Here is a 19257-nt window from a genome sequence, read left to right on the forward strand (position 1 = left end):
CCCGTTCTTTCTTGCTTCTCGTGTCTGTTGGTCTGTGGTCAGTCGTCTTCGCCGTGGAAGCGCCGTCTGACCGACAGCAGCTCCACTTCCGGGCGGGCGGCGACCAGCCGTTCGCACCGGTCCAGTACGTCGGTGAGGTGCTCCGCGTCACCGGAGACCACGGCGAGGCCTATCCGGGCCCTGCGATGGAGGTCCTGGTGGTCGACCTCGGCCGCGCTCACCGCGTACTTGCGCTGGAGCTCGGCGACGATGGGGCGGACGACGGAGCGCTTCTCCTTCAGCGACCGTACGTCGCCGAGGAGGAGGTCGAAGGACAGAGTCCCCACGTACATGTGCAGCCGGTTCACCCGCCGGTACGGGATCGATGGCCCTGTCGGCCGTGTGGGACAGGGGCATCATGAACGGTACCCCGATCCCGGCGACGACTCGACGGGGTTTCCCACCGCCGAAAGCCGTGTGCCGGTCCGCAGGGCATGCCCTGCGGACCGGCACACTCACCGGGGCTTACACCCGCGGCTTCTCCCGCATCTCGTACGTCGCGATGACGTCGTCGATCTTGATGTCGTTGAAGTTGCCGAGGTTGATACCGCCCTCGAACCCTTCGCGGATCTCGGTGACGTCGTCCTTGAAGCGACGCAGGCCCTCGATGTTGAGGTTCTCCGCGATGACCTTGCCGTCGCGGATGAGGCGTGCCTTGGTGTTTCGCTTGACCTCGCCCGAGCGGATGAGGACACCGGCGATGTTGCCCAGCTTGGACGACTTGAAGACCTCGCGGATCTCCGCCGTACCGAGCTCGACCTCTTCGTACTCCGGCTTGAGGAGACCCTTCAGGGCCGCCTCGATCTCCTCGATCGCCTGGTAGATGACCGAGTAGTAGCGCACGTCGACACCCTCGCGCTCCGCCATCTGCTGCGCACGCCCGGCTGCCCGGACGTTGAAGCCGATGACGATCGCGTCCGAGCCCATGGCCAGGTCGATGTCCGACTCCGTGACCGCACCGACGCCGCGGTGCAGGACGCGGATGTCGACCTCTTCGCCGACGTCCAGCTGGAGCAGGGAGGACTCGAGAGCCTCGACGGAACCAGACGCGTCACCCTTGATGATCAGGTTCAGCTGCTGGACCTCGCCGGCCTTCAGCGCCGCGTCCAGGTTCTCCAGGGAGAACCTGCGCGTGCGCTTGGCGAAGGCCGCGTTGCGCTCGCGTGCCGCACGCTTCTCGGCGATCTGGCGGGCCGTACGGTCCTCCTCGACCACGAGGAAGTTGTCGCCGGCGCCCGGGACGTTGGTCAGGCCGAGGACCTGGACCGGCGTCGACGGGCCGGCCTCGGCCACGTTGTTGCCGTTGTCGTCGAGCATGGCGCGCACGCGACCGTAGGCGTCGCCCACGACCATCGTGTCGCCGACCCGCAGGGTGCCTCGCTGGACGAGGACCGTCGCCACGGCACCGCGGCCGCGGTCGAGACGGGACTCGATCGAGATGCCCTGCGCGTCCTGGTTCGGGTTGGCCCGCAGGTCGAGCGAGGCGTCCGCGGTGAGGATGACGGCCTCGAGGAGGTCGTCGATGTGCAGACCCTGCTTGGCGGAGATGTCGACGAACATGGTGTCGCCGCCGTACTCCTCGGCCACCAGGCCGTACTCGGTCAGCTGACCGCGCACCTTGGTCGGGTCGGCACCCTCGACGTCGATCTTGTTGACCGCGACGACGATCGGGACGTCGGCCGCCTTGGCGTGGTTGAGCGCCTCGACGGTCTGCGGCATCACGCCGTCGTTGGCCGCGACCACCAGGATCGCGATGTCCGTCGACCGGGCACCACGGGCACGCATGGCGGTGAACGCCTCGTGACCCGGGGTGTCGATGAAGGTGATCGCGCGGTCTTCGTCGTTGACCTGGGTCGAGACCTGGTAGGCACCGATGTGCTGGGTGATGCCGCCGGCCTCGCCCGCGATGACGTTCGTCTTGCGGATGGCGTCGAGCAGTCGGGTCTTACCGTGGTCGACGTGGCCCATGACGGTGACGACCGGCGGACGGACCACCAGGTCGTCCTCGTCGCCCTCGTCCTCGCCGAACTCGATGTCGAAGGACTCGAGCAGCTCGCGGTCCTCCTCCTCCGGGCTGACGATCTGAACCTGGTAGTTCATCTCGCCCGCGAGGAGCTGGAGGGTCTCGTCGGAGACGGACTGGGTCGCGGTGACCATCTCGCCGAGGTTCATCATGACCGCGACGAGCGACGCCGGGTTGGCGTTGATCTTCTCCGCGAAGTCGGTGAGCGACGCGCCGCGGGAGAGACGGATCGTCTCGCCGTTGCCGCGCGGCAGCATCACACCGCCGACGGACGGGGCCTGCATGGCCTCGTACTCCTGGCGACGCTGACGCTTCGACTTGCGGCCACGACGGGCCGGACCGCCGGGACGGCCGAAGGCACCCTGCGTGCCACCGCGGCCACCGGGACCGCCGGGACGACCGCCGAAGCCGGGACGGCCACCGCCGCCACCGAAGCCGCCGCCACCGCCGCCGGGGCCACCGCCACCGGGACGACCGGCGAAGCCGCCGCCGCCACCGGGACGGGCGCCGCCGCCGGGACCGGCCGGACGGCCGGCGAAACCGCCGCCGCCACCGGGACGACCGCCGCCGCCGGGACGACCCGCACCGCCCGGACCGCGGCCGCCGGGGCCACCGCCGGGACGCGGGCCGGCAGCGGGACGCTGCGGCATCATGCCGGGGTTCGGACGCGGGCCGCCGGGACGCGGACCGCCGGGACCCGCACCCTGCGGACGGGGCATGCCCGCCGGAGAGGGACGCGAGCCGCCGGGAGCCTGCGGACGGGGACCGCCGCCCTGACCGCCGGGGGCCTGGGGACGGGGACCGCCGCCGCCGGGGGCACCGCCCGGGCCGCCCGGACGCGGCGCGCCCTGCGGACGGGGGGCCTGCGGACGGGCCATGCCGGCGTTACCGCCGGACGTGAAGGGGTTGTTGCCCGGACGCGGGCCGGCCGGACGGGCACCACCCGGACGCGGCGCACCGCCACCACCGGGACGCGGGCCCTGACCCGCCGGACGCTGACCCTGGCCACGGTCCTGGTGACCCTGACCGGGACCGCCGGGGCGGGCGCCGGGACGGGGCGCGCCGGGGCGCGGTCCCTGGGCGGCCGGACGCGGCGCGGACGGGGCGGCCGGGGGCGCCGGCGGAGCGGTGAACTCCGGGGCGGCCGGGGCCGGACGCGGCGCGGGCTTGGGGCCGGGACGCGGGCCGGGGGTCACCGGCGCGGGGGCCGACGAGGCGGCCGGGGCCGGAGCGGCCGGAGCCGCCGGCGGCTGGGGCGCGGCGGGCCTGGGGGCCGCCGGACGCGGCGCGGCCGGACGGGCCGACTGCGCCGGGGAGGGCGCGCCAGGCTTGGGGGCTGCCTTGCGCGGGGCGGGCTTGCCGCCGCCCTGGAAGGCGTCAGTCAGTTTGCGGACTACGGGCGCTTCGATGGTCGAAGACGCCGAACGGACGAATTCACCGAGTTCTTGGAGCTTGGCCATGACGACCTTGCTCTCCACGCCGAACTCCTTGGCGAGTTCGTATACCCGGACCTTAGCCACTTCGCTCCTTTTAGGTCCGGGTTGCGTCCGGACCGTCGCTACTTCATGGGCGTACTCATCGCGTGCTCATCGAGTGCTCATCGCAATCTCGACCTACTTCCAACTCGCGGGGTACCTGAGCCGCACGGACGTTCCGCGCGACGCTTCTTACGGTGTCGCCTGGTCGGCAACGGTTGCCTGATCGGCAACTGTCGTCTGCTCGACGTACTGGCGCAACGCCTTTGTGTCGAGCGCTCCCGGGGCGCGCAACGCCCGCGTGAACGCCCGGCGGCGCACCGCCTGGTCGAAACAGACCAGTGCGGGGTGTACGTACGCACCCCGGCCGGGCAGCGTACCGCGAGGATCGGGGACGCATGCGTCCTTGATCGCCACGATGCGCAGCAGCTCTGTCTTGGCCGCTCGCTCCCGGCACCCCACACAGGTGCGCTCAGGGCATGCTCCGGCGTGCGTCCGGCCAGACACAGTTAAGTCTACCTCCCCGCGGCGACCTCACCCCTTTGGGGCAGGACTCGAACACTTGCCGCGATACATCTGACGTGATCTAAGCGGGCTGCGGCTTGGATCCATTCCCCCGAACGGCCCAACCGCTGGTCGGATGTCTGTGACGTCTATTCGGCCGTCTGCTCGGTGTCCGGACGGATGTCGATCCGCCAGCCGGTGAGACGGGCCGCGAGGCGGGCGTTCTGCCCCTCCTTGCCGATCGCCAGGGACAGCTGGTAGTCCGGCACGGTCACGCGCGCGGAGCGGGCGGCGAGGTCCACCACGTCGACCTTGGAGACCCGGGCCGGGGACAGCGCGTTCGCCACCATCTCGGCCGGGTCGTCGGACCAGTCGACGATGTCGATCTTCTCGCCGTTCAGCTCGCCCATCACATTGCGCACCCGGCCGCCCATGGGGCCGATGCAGGCGCCCTTGGCGTTCAGGCCCGAACGGGTGGAACGGACCGCGATCTTGGTGCGGTGACCGGCCTCGCGTGCGATGGCGGCGATCTCGACGGACCCGTCGGCGATCTCCGGCACCTCCAGCGCGAAGAGCTTCTTCACCAGATTGGGGTGGGTACGCGAAAGCGTGACCGAGGGACCGCGCACACCCTTCGCCACCCGAACGACGTACGAGCGAAGGCGCAGGCCGTGCGGATAGGTCTCTCCGGGGACCTGCTCCTGGACCGGCAGGATGGCCTCCAACTTGCCGATGTCCACGAGCACGTTCTTGGGGTCGCGGCCCTGCTGGACCACTCCGGTGACGATGTCGCCCTCGCGGCCGGCGTACTCGCCGAGCGTCGCGTCATCCTCGGCGTCGCGCAGCCGCTGCAGGATCACCTGCTTGGCGGTGGTGGCGGCGATACGGCCGAAGCCGGACGGGGTGTCGTCGAACTCGCGGGGCTCCTGGCCCTCTTCGAGGTCCTCGGGGTCCTCCTTCGCCCACACGGTCACATGCCCGGTCTCCCGGTTGAGCTCCACGCGCGCGTGTCGGCGGCTTCCCTCGGTGCGGTGGTAGGCGATGAGGAGGGCCGACTCGATCGCCTCGACCAGCAGGTCGAAGGAGATCTCCTTCTCCCGTACCAAGCCCCGCAGGGCACTCATGTCGATGTCCACGGCTACGCCTCCTCTTCCTTCTCGTCCTTGACGTCCTGGTCCTTGCGGTTGAACTCGACCTGCACGCGGGCCTTCTCGATCTCCGGGAAGCCGACTCTGCGGGTCGTGGCCTTGCGGCCCTTCACGCCGGGCACTTCGAGGTCGAGGCCGTCGTCGTCGGCCTTGAGGATCCGCGCGACCAGTTCGCCGCCCTCGCTCAGCTGGAACTTCACCAGCCGGCCGGTGGCGCGCACGTAGTGGCGGTGCTCGGTGAGGGCGCGCTCCGCGCCCGGGGTGCCGACCTCGAGGGTGTACTCGCCCGCGCCCATCGCGTCCGTCTCGTCGAGCTTCGCCGAGAGCGCGCGGCTCACATCGGCGATCTGGTCCAGGTCCGCCCCGGTGTCGGAGTCGACGACGACACGCAGCACGCGCTTGCGGCCCACGGAGTCCACGGCGATCTCTTCGAGATCCAGGCCCTGGGAGGTGACGAGCGGTTCCAGGAGCTCTCGCAGCCTCTCGCTCTGGGTGGTGCTCATCCGGGTGACTCCTCGGCCGCGTGTGCTGTTGTGGGATGGGTCGCGTGTCTGGTCAAAGGGTATCCGGTCGCGGGGAGTGTTGCCGTCCACCTGTGCACGGAGGGTGGCGGAGACCTCGCTCCGGCGGGTGCGCGGGTACGGTGATCACGGGCCTGTTCCCCGCCCGGTCTTCCGTTCGTACGAGTTCCCCGAGGACGTCTGCCGTGCCGTTCCCGCTCCCGCCGCGCACCCCCGCCGGGCCGCGCAGAAGAACCCTGCTCGCGTCGGCCGCCGGGGCCGCCCTGCTGGTGGGCTGTTCGTCCGGTGCCGAGGACTCCGAGGAGGTGGCGAGCGGCACCCCGTCCGTCACCGAGCGGGCACGCACGCGTGCGGCCCGGGACAGCGACGGGCTGCTGGAGCGGTACGACGCCGTCCTCGCCGCCCATCCCGCGCTGACGGCGCGGCTGGCACCGCTGCGGGCGGAGGTCGTACGGCACGTGGAGGCGTTCGGGGGTGACGTGAAGGCTCCGGCGTCCCCGTCTCCTTCCGCGTCCCCGTCTCCTTCCGCGTCCCCGTCTCCTTCCGCGTCCCCCTCGGCTTCCGTGTCCCCCTCGGCCTCCGTGTCCTCGTCGAGCGCCGCTTCGGCGGCCGCGGCGCCGTCGGCTTCCCCGGCGACCGAGAAGGACGCTCTCGCCGGTCTGGCCGCCGCCGAGCGGGAGCTCGCGGACCGCAGGACCACCGCGCTGATGGAGGTCCCGGGCGAGCTGGCCCGGCTGCTCGCCTCGGTGGCGGCGGCCGGCGCGGCCCACGCGTATCTGCTGACGGAGGGGAAGCGATGACGAGGACGAGCGGGCGGAAGGCGAGCGCGACACCGAGCGCGGCGCCGACCGGGAAGCCGGGCGCGGAGCTGACGGCGCTCCAGGCGGCGCTGGCCGCCGAGCACGCGGCGGTGTACGGGTACGGCGTCGTCGGCGGCCGGATCAGCGAGGCGCGGCGCGCGGAGGCGCGGGCGGGGTACGACGCGCACCGGGCGCGCCGGGACGCGCTGGTGCGCGAGGTGCGCGACCTGGGCGCCGAGCCGGTCGCGGCGAGTGCCGCGTACGCGCTGCCGTTTGCGGTGCCGGACTCGGCGGCGGCGGTCCGGCTCGCCGCCGAACTGGAGGACCGGGTGGCCGGGGTGTACTCCGACCTGGTGCGGGCGGCCGGGGACGAGCGGCGCCGGGAGGCGGCCGGGGCGCTGCGGGAGGCGGCGGTGCGGGCGGTGCGCTGGCGCGGCGGGAGCGTAGCCTTCCCTGGGCTCGCCGAGCGGGCCGTTACGGACGCGGCCACCTCCGGGGGCTCGGCGACACCGACCGTGTGACCCGGAGAGGGAAGGGAACGACTCGCGCATGGCTTTCGAACCGCCGCAGCGTCTGGTGAGGGCGCTCGGTGAGACGGCACCGAGCGGTGACGACTGGTTGGAGAAGCTGCCGGAGGCGGTCCAACAGGCCGTCGCTCTACGCGAGTTGACCGTCGAGCGGGTGCAGGTGCCGGGCGGCCGGAGCAGCCTGGTCGCCCTGGTGCGCCGTGCGGACGGGACGCCCGCCGTGCTCAAGCTGGCCCCGCCCCGGTTCCGGCCGGAGGCCGAGCGGGCCGCGCTGGCGCACTGGGCCGGTCTGGGCGCCGTGCAGCTGCTCGAGGGGCCGGTCACCGAGGGGGTGCTGCTGCTCGAACGGCTGCATCCGGATGTGTCGGTGCGGTCGCTGCCGGAGGCGAAGGCGCTGCTGGAGGCGGCGGGGACCTTGCGGCGGCTGTGGGTGGAGCCGCCTGCCGAAGGCGGCGCGAGCGGCTTCGAGACGGTCGCCGAGCGGACCGGGCGGCAGGCGGAGGCGATGCGGGCGAGCGCCGACGCGGAGGTGCGCGACCTGGTGGACGCGGCGCTCGCGGCCCGGGAGGAGCTGCTGGCCGCACCGCCCGAACACCGGCTGCTGCACGGGACGTTCCGGCAGAGCAAGGTGCTGGCGGGCGAGCGGATGCCGTGGCTGGCCGTGGGGCCGGATCCGGTGGTCGGCGAGTGCGCGTTCGATCTGGCGCGGCTGGTGCGGGACCGGGTGGAGGATCTGATCGCCTCGCCGTCGGGGGCGGCGACCACGCGGCGGCGCGTGCGCAAGCTGGCGGAGTCGTTGGACCTGGATCAGGAGCGGCTGCGGGGGTGGACGTTGTTCCGGGCGGTGGAGTCGGGTGTCCGGGCGCGCAGGGTCGGGCGGGCTCGGGACGCCGAGCTGCTGCTGGAGTTCGCGGGCTGGCTGTAGGGGTGGTTCGGGGGTGGCGGGTGTGCGGTGCCGGGGTCGGGGGCAGCGCCCCTCCGCCGGGTGTTCCCGCAGGGGGGCGCTGGGGGTCCGGCCGACGTGCCTCCCGAGCCTGCCGGCCGGAGTCTCACGGGGTGACCGTGGGCTGTCAGCGGTCGGGAGGCCGTGCCGACGGCTGTGTCTCGGCGGGCGTGACGAACAGGGAGCCCTCCATGGCCAGCAGACGGGTGTGCCGTCGGATGTGGGCTGACTGGTCCGGAGCCCCGGGGCCGTCCCGTCGCGGAGGTGTCGCGGTGGGTTCCGTGTGCGGGACGTGCGCGAACAGGGGGAGGTCGGTGGACGGCAGGCGCCAGGACAGCAGCCGTTCCCCGGCCATGAGCCGCAGCAGGTGTGTGCCGCTCGGCCCCGCGTCGGCGACCGGGGTGATGACGGCGCTCGACGGGTGCAGCGCCGCCAGCCAGGCGAGGAGGTGCGCCCGTTCGCGGGCGACGTGGGTCAGCTCTTGTTCGTAGGAGTCGGCGTGCCGCTGCCAGCGGGCCAGTTCCTGTCGGCAGTCGTCCAGGTCCAGGGCGAGGCGGTGGCGTGGATCGTCCTCCTGCGGGGCGGGGCGGTCGCGCTCCCTGAGGAGGCGGAGCACGGCGGCGGCGATCCGGCCTGCGGGGCGGACGGCACGGGGCAGGTGGGTCCGGGGGCGGCCGGACCACGGCCCTTCGGGGTGGGGGCCGGTCGAGGATGGGGGCATCGAGTACTCCGGTGGCGGTGAACGGGGATCAGTTCGTGTCCCGCACCGGCGACAACGGCCCCAGCTGGGCTTCCAGTTGGGCGAGGGAGCAGCGCTCGGGGCGGCCGTCGACGGACAGCAGGGGCATGCCGTCGGCGGTGCGGCAGCCCTGGAAGTACCAGACGTCCCCGTGCGTGTCGCGCTGCGGCAGCGCCAGGTCGTACGTGGTCGCGCCGAGCCGGAAGGGGCGCAGTTCGGCACCGGCCGGGCCCTTCGGCGGTTCGGTGCCGCTGCCGCGGGCCACGACCGTCACCGGGACGCCGTCGCGTTCGCCCTCGGCGGTCAGGGTGTGGGGGCGGGTCGGCTCTGCGACGGCGGTGACACCGAAGTACGAGCGCCAGCGGGCCCATTGGGCGGCGTCGTCGACGCGCAGCACGACCCGCACCCGGTCGCCGTCCACGCGGATGCCGTGCGGGCCGAGGTGCCCGTCCAGGTGCCGCTCGACGGCGCGCGCGACCTGCCGGGCCCGGGCGCAGGAGGTGTCCCAGGCCAGCGCCTGCCGTTCCAGGTCGGTGACCGGCCGTGGGGTGCGGGCCCAGCCGCCGTCCGGCGTCCGGTGCAGGACGACACCGAGGCAGCGCTCGGGGCGGACGAGAAGGCGGGCCGAGTCCAGGGCGTGCGCGACGGCCGCTGCCGCCTGGTCCGGCGGGGTGGACTCCAGTGCCGCGCGGATCACGTGGGTGGCCTGGCGAAGGTCGCCGTTCACACGGACACCGCCCCGGTCGTCCAGCGCAGTTTGCGCAGCGCGCGGTAGGTCAGCGTCTTGACGGCGCCGACGCTGCGGCCCATCGCCCGGGCCGTCTCGGCCGGCGTCAGCTCGTCGAGGAAGCGCAGTTCCACGCAGTGCCGTTGGTGGGCGTTGAGCGAGTGCAGTGCGGTGCGGACCGTCTCGTGGGCCTCGACCGCCTCCAGTTCGCGCAGGGCGAGCGACTCCACGCACCGGCCCGGTTCCTGGGGGTCGTGGAACTCGGCGACGGGGGTCTCCAGCCGGGTGCGGCCGCGGCCCAGTTCGTCGAGGTAGAGGTTCTTGGCGATGGTGATCAGCCAGGCGGCGAACGCCGTGCCCTGCCAGGTGTAGCCGTCGATGCGGCACAGGGCCCGGGTGAACGCCTCCTGGGTCAGGTCCTCGGCCAGGTGTCTGTTGCGGGTGCGGATGAGCAGGAAGCCGTACACGACCCGGTAGTGCTCGTCGTACAGCGCGGCGAACGCCTCCCGGTCGCCGGTGCGGGCCCGGGCGACCAGCTCGGGTTCCGGGCGGTCCGGAGCGGTCGTGGCGTGGTTCGGTACGGGCACGATGACCCCCCAATCTCCAGTATGCATGTAGATGTAGATTTCCTGGACAGACATCACCCCGGCACGCGTGCACGTCCGGAGTTATCTACAGTCTTCACGTGGATGCATATAGTGTCAAGACACTCACGGAACGTGAGAAATCGGATGGATGACCCTCCCCGTGGGGAGCACGGGGGCGCACGGATGCACCGTCACCGCACCGGCGCTCGGGTGTGCTTCGGAAGCACCCCCGCCGATCTGCGATCTACTTGCGCTTGTAGATATTGATGGCCGATCCTCGGAAGCGTGACGAACCAGCAGAGCACCTCAGGAGACACCGACCCCGGTCACGATCCCGCACGCCGGGACGAGGACCTGGCCGCTCTGCTCGAACGCCTTCTGACGCAGGCCCCGGGAAGGACCCAGAAGGATCTGGCGTCGGAGGCCGGCATCTCGTACCCGACGCTGAACGCCTGGATGAACCGGACCCGCGGTACCTCCCGCGTCGACCCGGAGAAGCTGCGGGCCATGGTCGAGGCGTTCCGGCGCTGGGGTGTGCGCACGACACCGAGGGAGTTCTTCGAGGCGGTCGGACGCCCCGTACCCGGCCCCAGCGGGGACGAGCGCGAGGCTCGACTCCTCAAGCTGTACCGGCAATTGCCCGAGTCACGCCAACGCGCCCTGATCAGGGACGCCGAGGCGATGCTTCAGGTCAGCCGCATCACCTGAGAACGCCTCCGCGTTACGGATGAATATGACGAAATCCCCCACGGGCCCGGCGGCCGTCGGTACCATCAGTCAGCCGCTGGCCTCCCGGAGCGGATCTGCGTGTTCGTTGTGCAGCCCTGGGGAGACAGTTGTGTGCATCCACATTTGCATGGCAGACGATCTGCCGGAAATCGCGGTCTGGGATCCTGACGAGGTCAGCATCCGGGTGGCCAGAGGCTTCCAGGTACGCGACGTGCTCCGGGAAGTGCGCGACATCCTGATGATCGATCTGGGCGCCCCCGCGTCGCGCGGCGAGCTGCTCATCTGCTTCTGCGGCATGCGCGTGGAGTTCCCGCGCGAACTCGCCCCCTGCGGCGCCGCCGCGCCGGTCGGCTGATCCCCCGTCAGCCGACCGGCGCCGGCGCGAGTTTGAGGGCGAGCACCGGACAGTCGGCGGCGGCCCGGCGGGCCCGCTTCACCGTGCGGGACGGGACCGGGGTGCCGTCGACGATCGGATAGCCCCACTCGTCCAGGGTGATGTGGTCCGGGAGGAGTTCCGCGCACAGGCCGTGCCCCTGGCAGGCGGTCCAGTCGATGTCGATGCGCTGGTCCGTGCTCATGGTCGGCTCTCCTCGGGAACGGGCAGCAGGGGCGTGCGGTCGGTGGCCGTGCAGCGGCCGTGGGCATGGGCGTCGGCCTCGGCGGCGAAGGTGGTCAGGGCACTGCGGACCAGACGGACCGTGCCGTCGGGATGGTGGCAGGCGCCCCGGCCCTCGACGAGGCCGGACCAGCGGGCGAGGTCGGTGCGCACGGTGCCCTGGGGGCCGGGTGTGGCGAGGGTGCGGAACGCGGTGGCGATACGGGGCAGGCCGTTGAGGCAGGGCCCGCACTGGCCGGCCGACTGCAGGGCGAGATACCGCAGGACACGGGCCGTCTCGGCGAGACCGCAGCGGGCGGCGGGAAGGGCGGCCAGCACGCCGGCCCCCAACCAGGTCGCGTCGACGGTGAGTTCGGCGGCCTCCCGGGCCGGGATCCAGGTGCCGTGGTAGCCGCCGACGAGCACCGCCGAGGCGCCCTCCAGCGGCAGCAGACGGGTGAGCGGCAGGCCGTACGGCGCCTCGATCACCCGGGGTTCGTGTCCCGCGACGTGGACCGTGCACAGGGCGCTGCCCGGCTGGGACGGGGTGCCGGCGCTGCGGTACCAGTCGCCGCCGTAGCGGGCGACGAGCGCGAGGTGGGCGAGGGTCTCGACGTTCTGGACGAGCGTCGGGGCCTTGTGCACGCCCCGCTCGCGGACCGGCGGGCGCTGGTGGGTGGGCACGGCCGCGCCGCCGGAGACGAACCGGGCGAGGGCGGAGGCCTGGCCGGAGAGGAAGGACTTGGGCAGCCTGACGACCTCGACGGGCAGCGGGTCGGCGGTGCGCTGGGCGACGGCTGATTCCAGCCAGGTCGCGCCGTCCTCCACGCCGAGGTACGCCTTCCCCGCGCCGACCGCGTGGGCCGCGATCTGGAGGCCGTCCAGGACGAGGTGGGGGGACAGGTGCAGCAGGGTCCTGTCCTTGCGGCTGGCGGGTTCGCCCTCCGCGCCGTTGGCGACGACCACGGGGGCCTGGCCGGTACGGCGGCCCGCCTCGGCGACCGAGACGAGCTTGCGGTACGTCGGGAAGGCGGCTCCGCCACGGCCGGTGAGACCGGATTCGGCCACCGCGCGCAGGACGCCCTCGGGGTCGCCGTAGGGCAGGGGGCCGTAGCGCCGGTGGTGGGTGGGGAGGTCGGCCGGGGCGGCGCCGGGGGCGAGGAGGCGGGGGGACATGTACAGGTCCGGGAAGGTGGCGGTCACGGTCGGGCTCCTTCGGCGGTGCGCAGGAGGGCGGCGGGGGTGCGGCGGGCGGCGCGGGCCGCGTGGGTGAGGCGGGCGACTCCGGCGGTGACGACCGTGGCCACGCAGGCGACGGTGAGCCAGGTCATCCAGTCGGCGCCGGTGTCCGTGCCGATGCCGATGCCGTGGATCAGGGCGACCGGCCAGGAGGCGTAGGCCAGCCAGTGCAGGGTGCGCCAGGCGCGGTGGCCGATGCGTTCGCGCAGGAGGCTGGTGACGAGGACGGCGAGCATCAGGTCGAAGGCGACCGTGCCGAGGCCGAGCCAGAGGGGCTGGTAGTCGGAGACGAAGGGGATCAGTGCGTCGAGGAGCGTGATGTTCACGTAGCCGTCGACGATCGCGGTGGTGATGTGCAGGGCGAGGAAGGCGGTGGCGGAGAGGGAGAGGGTGCGGTGGAGGGTCATCGTGCCGAAGCGGGGGAGGCCGGGGAGCCGGGTTCTCAGTCGGACCGCGATGCCCAGGAGGACGACGACGGTGAAGAGGACGAGGCAGACTGCGCCGGTGGCTCGGTTGGCGTACCAGAGGGTTTCGCTCGTCACGCGGCTGCCCCCGGCGGGGGCTGGGCGCGCTCCGCGGCGGAGCCGCTGATCGGCACAGCCCCGCACCCCTGAGGTTGGTCGGCCAGCCCGGTGTCGTGACGACCACGCCTTTTTGGGTCACCAAACGGGCCGGGAGGCCTTGCCGCGTCAGCCAGGCCTCCGCGCCCTCGCCCTTCACCAGGGCCGCCGTGCTCGCCGCGTTGGCGTCGGCGCAGGTGGAGGCGGCGACGGAGACGGTGCGCCAGGGGGAACGGACCGGCAGGCCGGTGCGCGGGTCGACGATGTGGTGCAGGTCGTGGCCGCCGCGCTGCCAGCGCCGGGCCGTGGTGCCGGAGGTGGCCAGGCCGCCGCCGCGCATGCCGACGGTGGCGTACGCGCCCTCCGCAGGGATCTCGTCGACCGGCCCGGTGACGTCCTGCACGCGGATCTGCCAGCCGTCCGCCGGGGCCTCGCCCGCGACGGCCGTGTCACCGCCCAGGCTGACCAGGACCCCGCAGCCGGCCGTGTCGGCCAGCATCCGCGCGGCCCGGTCGGCGGCCCACGCCTTGGCGGTGGCACCGAGGTCGAGGCGGACGCCCCGGGGGACGGTGACCGTGCCGGTGGCGCGGTCCAGGGTGACGGTGCGCCAGCCGGGGGTGCGGCGCAGGGTGAGCCGGACCGGGCGGTCGTCCTCGCGGACGAGGGTGAAGTCGCGGTCGTAGCCGATCGCGTCCATCGCGGAACCGACGGTCGGGTCCACCGTCCCGTCGGTCGCCGCGGCCGCGCGCAGGGCCACGTCGAGGGCCTCGGCCAGCAGGGGGCTCACCCGGACCGGGCGGCCCGCGGTGGTGTCGAGGGCGGCCAGTTCGGAGTCGGGACGGAAGCGGCTGCAGGCCGCGTCGACCTCGGCGAGCTGCCGGGCGAGGAGCAGGTTGCAGGACTCCAGCAGGGCCGGGTCGGTGACGACCAGGCGGACGGTGGTGCCGAGGGCGCGCCACTCGGTGGCGGCCGTGGTGCGGGGCTCGAGCGACCTGGTCATCACGACGCTCCCGAGGTGGAGTCGGCGGAGCCGCCGGAGGAGGAGGTGAGGCCACTGGAGCTGTCGGAGCTGGAGGAACTCTCCGAGCTCGACGAGCTGCTCGAGCTGTCCGACGAGGAGCCGCTCGACGAGGAGTCCGTGCCGGTGGAGCTGTCCGAGCTGCTGCTCGTGCTGGAGCTCGTGCTGGAGCTCGTGCCGCTGCTGCTCGCCGTCGTGCTCGCGTCCGCCTGCATGGTGCCGATCAGGGCGAACACTCCGGCCGCCCCGGCCAGCGTCACGGCGGCGGCGAAGGCCGCCGTCCGCCGTGCGCCTCTGCGGACCGCTGCCGCGGCCCCCCGCTCCTCTTCCCTGGTCGCCATGACCGTTCCCCTCCGCAGTGACGTTCTGTCACGCACTACGTTCGGGGAACGGCCTGAGAGAAGTCTGTGAGGCTCCCATACGCCTCGACAGAAGTCTCTGAGACGATCCTTTAAATTCAGGCGGTCAGTCGGGCGATCGCCTCGTCCACCGTGAGCTCCTCGCGCTCGCCGGTCCTGCGGTCCTTCAGCTCCACCACGCCCTCGGCCGAGCGACGGCCCGCCACCAGGATCTTCGGTACGCCGATCAGCTCGGAGTCGGTGAACTTCACACCCGGGGAGACCCCGGCCCGGTCGTCCACCAGGACGCGCAGACCGGCCGCCCGCAGCTTCTCGGAGACCTCCAGGGCCAGCTCGGTCTGCAGGGCTTTGCCCGCGGCGACCACGTGGACGTCGGCCGGCGCGACCTCGGCCGGCCAGCACAGGCCCTTGTCGTCGGCGGTCTGCTCGGCGAGCGCCGCGACCGCGCGGGAGACGCCGATGCCGTAGGAGCCCATGGTGACGCGGACCGGCTTGCCGTTCTGGCCGAGGACGTCGAGCTTGAGGGCGTCGGCGTACTTGCGGCCGAGCTGGAAGATGTGGCCGATCTCGATGGCGCGGTCCAGCTTGAGGCCGGTGCCGCAGTTCGGGCAGGGGTCGCCTTCCTGGACGACCACGACGTCGACGTACGTGTCGACCTCGAAGTCACGGCCCGCGACGACGTTCTTCGCGTGCATGCCGTCCTTGTTGGCACCGGTGATCCAGGAAGTGCCGGGGGCCACGCGCGGGTCGGCGATGTAGGTGACCTTCTCGCCCAGGCCCTGCGGGCCGACGTAACCGCGCACCAGGTCGGGACGGCCCACGAAGTCCTCGGCGGTGACCAGCTCGACCGTCGCCGGGGCGAAGTGCGCCTCGACCTTGCCCATGTCGACCTCACGGTCGCCCGGGACGCCGACGGCCACGATCTCGCCGTCGACCTTCACGAGGAGGTTCTTCAGGGTGTCGGAGGCCTGGACGCCGAGGTGCGCGGCGAGGGTCTCGATGGTGGGGGTGTCCGGGGTGGGGATCTCCTCCAGCGCGGGCACGCCCTCGGCGTCCACCGGCTTCAGCTCGTACGAGATCGCCTCGGTGTTGGCCGCGAAGTCGCAGTTCGGGCAGTCCGCGAAGGTGTCCTCGCCGGCGTTGGCCGGGGCGAGGAACTCCTCCGACTTGGAGCCGCCCATCGCGCCCGCGGTCGCGGCACAGATGCGGTAGTCGAGGCCGAGGCGCGCGAAGACGCGCTGGTAGGCCTCGCGGTGCAGGGCGTACGACTGGGCGAGGCCCTCGTCCTCCGTGTCGAAGGAGTACGAGTCCTTCATCAGGAACTCGCGGCCACGCAGGATGCCGGCCCGCGGGCGGGCCTCGTCGCGGTACTTGTGCTGGATCTGGTACAGGATGACCGGCAGGTCCTTGTACGAGGACGCCTGGTCCTTGACCAGCAGGGTGAAGATCTCCTCGTGGGTCGGGCCGAGGAGGTAGTCGCCGCCCTTGCGGTCCTTCAGACGGAACAGCTCGGCGCCGTACTCGTCCCAGCGGCCCGTCGCGTCGTACGGCTCGCGGGGCAGGAGGGCCGGGAGCAGCACCTCCTGGGCGCCGATCGCGTCCATCTCCTCACGGACGATCCGCTCGACGTTGGCCAGCACCTTCTTGCCGAGCGGGAGCCAGGACCAGATGCCGGCCGCCGTGCGGCGGACGTAGCCGGCGCGGACGAGGAGCTTGTGGCTGAGGACCTCGGCGTCGGCCGGGTCGTCGCGCAAGGTCTTCGCCATCAACTGGGACATGCGCTGGACCGGTGCGTTCGCCATGGTTCTCGTACTCCTGCCGGGTAAGGGTGATGGCAAGGAGGTTAGCCGGGAGCGCGGTGTCGCCGGAAATCCGTTACTTCCGCAGCAGCGGGAGACGGGCGCCCATCACCGCGTACGGGCGGGGGGCGCTGGGGAAGAGGACGCGGCGGGCCAGGTCCTCGTAGCCGAGGGAGCGGTAGAGGGCGCGGGCGGGGCTCTCGAAGTCGATCGCGGAGAGGATCGAGCGGGGCTCGGTCGCGCTGTCGGTGATCGCGGTGATCAGGGCCCGGCCGGCCCCGCGGTTCTGGTAGGCGGGATGGACGTGGAGCTCGGTGATGACGAAGGAGTCGTCGAGCCAGAGGTCGTTGCCCTGGGCACGGAGGTAGGGCTCGACGACGGTGGACCACCAGTGGGTGCGGTCGTTGGGCATGCCGTAGACGAATCCGACCAGCCGGCCCTCCGGCGTGCCGGCCCCGAGGGCTCTCGCGCCCGGGTACGTCATGTGGCGCAGGACGATCTGTCGGCGGACGGCCACCTCGTCCGGGCCCAGTCCGAAGGCGACTGCCTGGACCGCGAGGGCCTCGTCCACGTGGGCGGGGAGGTCCAGGGGGCCGATGACGAGATCCATGGCGGGGAGCCTACAGGTGGGTCAGAACAGCACGCTCATGAATGCCCCGACCTCCTGGAAGCCGACCCTGGTGTACGTCCTTCTCGCCGCGGTGTTGAAGTCGTTGACGTACAGGCTCACGACCGGGGCCACGTCCGCGAGGGCGTAGCGCAGGACGGCCGCCATGCCCGGGGCCGCGAGGCCCATCCCCCGGTACTCGGGGGCCACCCACACGCCCTGGATCTGGCAGGCCTGCGGGGTCGCCGCACCGATCTCCGCCTTGAAGGCGACCCTGCCCTGGTCGTCGAGGCGGGCGAAGGAGCGGCCGGAGCCGACGAGTTCGGCGACGCGGGCCTGGTAGAGCAGCCCTCCGTCGCCGGCCATCGGGGAGACGCCGACCTCCTCGGTGAACATCGCCACGCACGCCGGCATGATCGTCTCCATCTCGTCCTTGCGGATGCGACGGACGTAGGGGTCGGGGGCGATGTCGGCGGGCATGCGGTCGGTGACCATCAGGGGCTGGTGCGCGCGGACCTCGCGGGCGGGGCCCCAGTGGGGTTCGAGGAGACGCCACAGCTGGGCGGTGGATTCGGCGGGGCCGACGATGGAGGAGCAGCGGCGGCCTGCCCTGCGGGCCCGGTCCGCGAAGGCGCGGATCGCGCGGGGGGTGGCGCAGATCGGGACGAGGTTGGCGCCCGCGTAGCAGAGGGACGTCAGCATGCCGTCCTCGTACCAGCCCCACATCTCGCCGCCGAGCCGCCAGGGGTCGAGGCCCGCGACCTGGACGCGGGAGGTGACGAAAGCGTTGGCCACCGGCTCGCTGTCGAGGACGGCGAGCGCGGCGTCCAGGTCGCTCGGTTCGAGGACCCGGGAGGTGGTCTGGGTCAACAACTGCGGGGCCTCACACTCAGGGCTGCTGATCCCCGCACTGTACCTGCGGAAGCTGAGCCGCGCCGCCCCCGGTGTTTTGAGGTGACCGTCGGCTGTGGTCCCGGCCCTGGGGGCTGCCGCCCCCAGACCCCCGCTTCGGCCCTGAAGGGGCCTCGTCCTCAAACGCCGGACGGGCTGATTGTCCTGACCGGCGCTGAAGACCGATGGCCCCTCAGCCCGCCACCGCCACCGACGGCTCGCCCGACGGGACGCCCGCTGCCTCCATCTGTTCGGCCAGCTTCATGGCCTCCTCGATGAGGGTCTCGACGATCTTGGACTCGGGGACGGTCTTGATGACCTCGCCCTTGACGAAGATCTGGCCCTTGCCGTTGCCGGAGGCGACGCCGAGGTCGGCCTCGCGGGCCTCGCCGGGGCCGTTCACGACGCAGCCCATGACGGCGACCCGGAGGGGGACCTCCATGCCGGTGAGGCCGGCGGTGACTTCCTCGGCCAGCTTGTAGACGTCGACCTGGGCGCGGCCGCAGGACGGGCAGGAGACGATCTCCAGGCCGCGCTGCTTGAGGTTCAGGGACTCCAGGATCTGGTTGCCGACCTTGACCTCCTCGACCGGCGGGGCCGAGAGGGAGACGCGGATCGTGTCGCCGATGCCCTGGGAGAGGAGGGCCCCGAAGGCGACCGCCGACTTGATCGTGCCCTGGAAGGCCGGGCCCGCCTCCGTGACGCCGAGGTGGAGGGGGTAGTCGCACTGGGCGGCGAGCTGGCGGTACGCCTCGATCATCACGACCGGGTCGTTGTGCTTGACCGAGATCTTGATGTCGCGGAAGTCGTGCTCCTCGAAGAGGGACGCCTCCCAAAGGGCGGACTCGACGAGCGCCTCGGGGGTCGCCTTGCCGTACTTCTGGAGCAGGCGGCGGTCCAGCGAGCCGGCGTTGACACCGATCCGGATCGGGGTGCCGTGCTCCTTCGCCGCCTTCGCGATCTCCTTGACCTTGTCGTCGAACTGCTTGATGTTGCCCGGGTTCACGCGGACCGCCGCGCAGCCCGCCTCGATCGCGGCGAACACGTACTTCGACTGGAAGTGGATGTCCGCGATGACCGGGATCTGCGACTTGCGCGCGATCGTCGCGAGGGCGTCGGCGTCGTCCTGCGTGGGGCAGGCGACGCGGACGATCTGGCAGCCGGACGCGGTCAGCTCGGCGATCTGCTGGAGGGTCGCGCCGATGTCGGACGTACGGGTCGTCGTCATCGACTGGACCGAGACCGGTGCGTCACCGCCCACCGCCACCGAGCCGACCTGGATCTGCCGGCTCTTCCGGCGCTCGGCAACCCTGGTCGGAACGGACGGCATGCCGAGAGAAATCGCAGTCATCTGCTGTGCAACCCCAAGTCGTGGATCAAGGTCCAGGTCCCGTCAATGGCGGGTTCCAGGCTTCGAGATTACGGCA

Annotated in this window: 21 protein-coding genes and 1 pseudogene; 6 read left to right on the forward strand and 16 right to left on the reverse strand. The window is 72.3% G+C overall.

Annotated features, from left to right (window positions below; translation table 11 throughout):
- Positions 1 to 38: 38 nt before the first annotated feature.
- The 5 genes from ACIRF9_RS33905 to rimP form a co-directional block, all read right to left on the reverse strand.
- Positions 39 to 332 carry a DUF503 domain-containing protein gene (locus ACIRF9_RS33905; RefSeq protein WP_403830431.1) on the reverse strand — a complete coding sequence of 98 codons (294 nt, stop codon included), beginning with the start codon at positions 330 to 332 and terminating at the stop codon, positions 39 to 41.
- Positions 333 to 504: 172 nt separating this feature from the next.
- Positions 505 to 3582, reverse strand: coding sequence for a translation initiation factor IF-2 (infB, locus tag ACIRF9_RS33910; protein WP_403830073.1), 3078 nt, complete (start codon positions 3580 to 3582; stop codon positions 505 to 507).
- Positions 3583 to 3729: 147 nt separating this feature from the next.
- The gene (locus ACIRF9_RS33915) at positions 3730 to 4044 is read right to left on the reverse strand and encodes a YlxR family protein (protein WP_403830076.1); all 315 of its coding nucleotides are present in this window, start codon (positions 4042 to 4044) and stop codon (positions 3730 to 3732) included.
- Between the two features lie 146 nt (positions 4045 to 4190).
- Entirely contained in the window at positions 4191 to 5177 is a 987-nt protein-coding gene (nusA, locus tag ACIRF9_RS33920) for a transcription termination factor NusA (RefSeq protein WP_403830078.1), read from the reverse strand.
- Positions 5178 to 5179: 2 nt separating this feature from the next.
- Positions 5180 to 5692, reverse strand: coding sequence for a ribosome maturation factor RimP (gene rimP, locus ACIRF9_RS33925; protein ID WP_403830081.1), 513 nt, complete (start codon positions 5690 to 5692; stop codon positions 5180 to 5182).
- Between the two features lie 203 nt (positions 5693 to 5895).
- Here rimP and ACIRF9_RS33930 point away from each other — a divergent pair, with 203 nt between their 5' ends.
- Genes ACIRF9_RS33930 through ACIRF9_RS33940 form a run of 3 tightly spaced genes read left to right on the forward strand, consistent with a single transcriptional unit; the run spans position 5896 to position 7962 of the window.
- Positions 5896 to 6510, forward strand: a complete 615-nt coding sequence (locus ACIRF9_RS33930; RefSeq protein WP_403830083.1) for a hypothetical protein — start codon at positions 5896 to 5898, stop codon at positions 6508 to 6510.
- Positions 6507 to 7031, forward strand: a complete 525-nt coding sequence (locus ACIRF9_RS33935) for a ferritin-like domain-containing protein (RefSeq protein ID WP_403830084.1) — start codon at positions 6507 to 6509, stop codon at positions 7029 to 7031. Before ACIRF9_RS33930 ends, ACIRF9_RS33935 begins: the two co-directional genes overlap by 4 nt.
- Before the next feature lie 28 nt (positions 7032 to 7059).
- A complete protein-coding gene (locus tag ACIRF9_RS33940; RefSeq protein WP_403830086.1) occupies positions 7060 to 7962 on the forward strand; it encodes an aminoglycoside phosphotransferase family protein in 903 nt (300 codons plus the stop codon).
- A gap of 145 nt (positions 7963 to 8107) precedes the next feature.
- Here the strand turns inward: ACIRF9_RS33940 and ACIRF9_RS33945 are convergent, their stop codons facing one another.
- Genes ACIRF9_RS33945 through ACIRF9_RS33955 form a run of 3 tightly spaced genes read right to left on the reverse strand, consistent with a single transcriptional unit; the run spans position 8108 to position 10033 of the window.
- Entirely contained in the window at positions 8108 to 8701 is a 594-nt protein-coding gene (locus ACIRF9_RS33945; protein WP_403830089.1) for a hypothetical protein, read from the reverse strand.
- 28 nt (positions 8702 to 8729) lie between these two features.
- The gene (locus tag ACIRF9_RS33950; RefSeq protein WP_403830092.1) at positions 8730 to 9446 is read right to left on the reverse strand and encodes a BN159_2729 family protein; all 717 of its coding nucleotides are present in this window, start codon (positions 9444 to 9446) and stop codon (positions 8730 to 8732) included.
- On the reverse strand, positions 9443 to 10033 hold the full coding sequence (locus ACIRF9_RS33955; protein ID WP_403830095.1) for an RNA polymerase sigma factor: 591 nt from the start codon (positions 10031 to 10033) through the stop codon (positions 9443 to 9445). The genes ACIRF9_RS33950 and ACIRF9_RS33955 overlap by 4 nt, the downstream gene beginning before the upstream one ends.
- A 285-nt stretch (positions 10034 to 10318) precedes the next feature.
- On the opposite strand from ACIRF9_RS33955, the gene ACIRF9_RS33960 reads away from it, so the two are divergent.
- Together ACIRF9_RS33960 and ACIRF9_RS33965 are read left to right on the forward strand one after the other, a co-directional pair.
- A complete protein-coding gene (locus ACIRF9_RS33960; RefSeq protein WP_403830097.1) occupies positions 10319 to 10741 on the forward strand; it encodes a helix-turn-helix domain-containing protein in 423 nt (140 codons plus the stop codon).
- 148 nt (positions 10742 to 10889) lie between these two features.
- Positions 10890 to 11117 (forward strand): hypothetical protein, encoded by a 228-nt coding sequence (locus tag ACIRF9_RS33965; protein WP_403830099.1) that lies wholly within the window; start codon positions 10890 to 10892, stop codon positions 11115 to 11117.
- A 7-nt stretch (positions 11118 to 11124) separates the two neighbouring features.
- Here ACIRF9_RS33965 and ACIRF9_RS33970 read toward each other — a convergent pair whose 3' ends face one another.
- The 4 genes and pseudogenes from ACIRF9_RS33970 to ACIRF9_RS33985 all read right to left on the reverse strand — a co-directional run.
- Complete coding sequence (locus ACIRF9_RS33970) at positions 11125 to 11340, reverse strand: ferredoxin (RefSeq protein ID WP_403830102.1); 216 nt, start codon at positions 11338 to 11340, stop codon at positions 11125 to 11127.
- Positions 11337 to 12560, reverse strand: coding sequence for an NADH-ubiquinone oxidoreductase-F iron-sulfur binding region domain-containing protein (locus ACIRF9_RS33975; RefSeq protein ID WP_403830433.1), 1224 nt, complete (start codon positions 12558 to 12560; stop codon positions 11337 to 11339). The genes ACIRF9_RS33970 and ACIRF9_RS33975 overlap by 4 nt, the downstream gene beginning before the upstream one ends.
- The gene (locus tag ACIRF9_RS33980; protein WP_403830435.1) at positions 12557 to 13138 is read right to left on the reverse strand and encodes a ferric reductase-like transmembrane domain-containing protein; all 582 of its coding nucleotides are present in this window, start codon (positions 13136 to 13138) and stop codon (positions 12557 to 12559) included. The genes ACIRF9_RS33975 and ACIRF9_RS33980 overlap by 4 nt, the downstream gene beginning before the upstream one ends.
- A 193-nt stretch (positions 13139 to 13331) precedes the next feature.
- Positions 13332 to 14156 (reverse strand): annotated as a pseudogene (locus ACIRF9_RS33985) (FAD:protein FMN transferase); the annotation flags it as partial.
- A gap of 15 nt (positions 14157 to 14171) precedes the next feature.
- Here ACIRF9_RS33985 and ACIRF9_RS33990 point away from each other — a divergent pair.
- Positions 14172 to 14585, forward strand: a complete 414-nt coding sequence (locus tag ACIRF9_RS33990) for a hypothetical protein (RefSeq protein WP_403830104.1) — start codon at positions 14172 to 14174, stop codon at positions 14583 to 14585.
- 46 nt (positions 14586 to 14631) lie between these two features.
- Here ACIRF9_RS33990 and ACIRF9_RS33995 read toward each other — a convergent pair whose 3' ends face one another.
- The 4 genes from ACIRF9_RS33995 to ispG all read right to left on the reverse strand — a co-directional run bounded on the left by ACIRF9_RS33995 (position 14632) and on the right by ispG (position 19181).
- Positions 14632 to 16335 (reverse strand): proline--tRNA ligase, encoded by a 1704-nt coding sequence (locus ACIRF9_RS33995; RefSeq protein WP_403830107.1) that lies wholly within the window; start codon positions 16333 to 16335, stop codon positions 14632 to 14634.
- A 73-nt stretch (positions 16336 to 16408) separates the two neighbouring features.
- Positions 16409 to 16942 carry a GNAT family N-acetyltransferase gene (locus ACIRF9_RS34000; RefSeq protein WP_403830109.1) on the reverse strand — a complete coding sequence of 178 codons (534 nt, stop codon included), beginning with the start codon at positions 16940 to 16942 and terminating at the stop codon, positions 16409 to 16411.
- Positions 16943 to 16963: 21 nt separating this feature from the next.
- On the reverse strand, positions 16964 to 17812 hold the full coding sequence (locus ACIRF9_RS34005) for a GNAT family N-acetyltransferase (RefSeq protein ID WP_403830112.1): 849 nt from the start codon (positions 17810 to 17812) through the stop codon (positions 16964 to 16966).
- A gap of 211 nt (positions 17813 to 18023) precedes the next feature.
- Entirely contained in the window at positions 18024 to 19181 is a 1158-nt protein-coding gene (gene ispG, locus ACIRF9_RS34010) for a flavodoxin-dependent (E)-4-hydroxy-3-methylbut-2-enyl-diphosphate synthase (protein ID WP_403830115.1), read from the reverse strand.
- Positions 19182 to 19257 lie beyond the last annotated feature (76 nt).

It is taken from the genome of Streptomyces sp. NPDC096132 (assembly GCF_044763345.1).
Classification (GTDB): Bacteria; Actinomycetota; Actinomycetes; order Streptomycetales; family Streptomycetaceae; genus Streptomyces.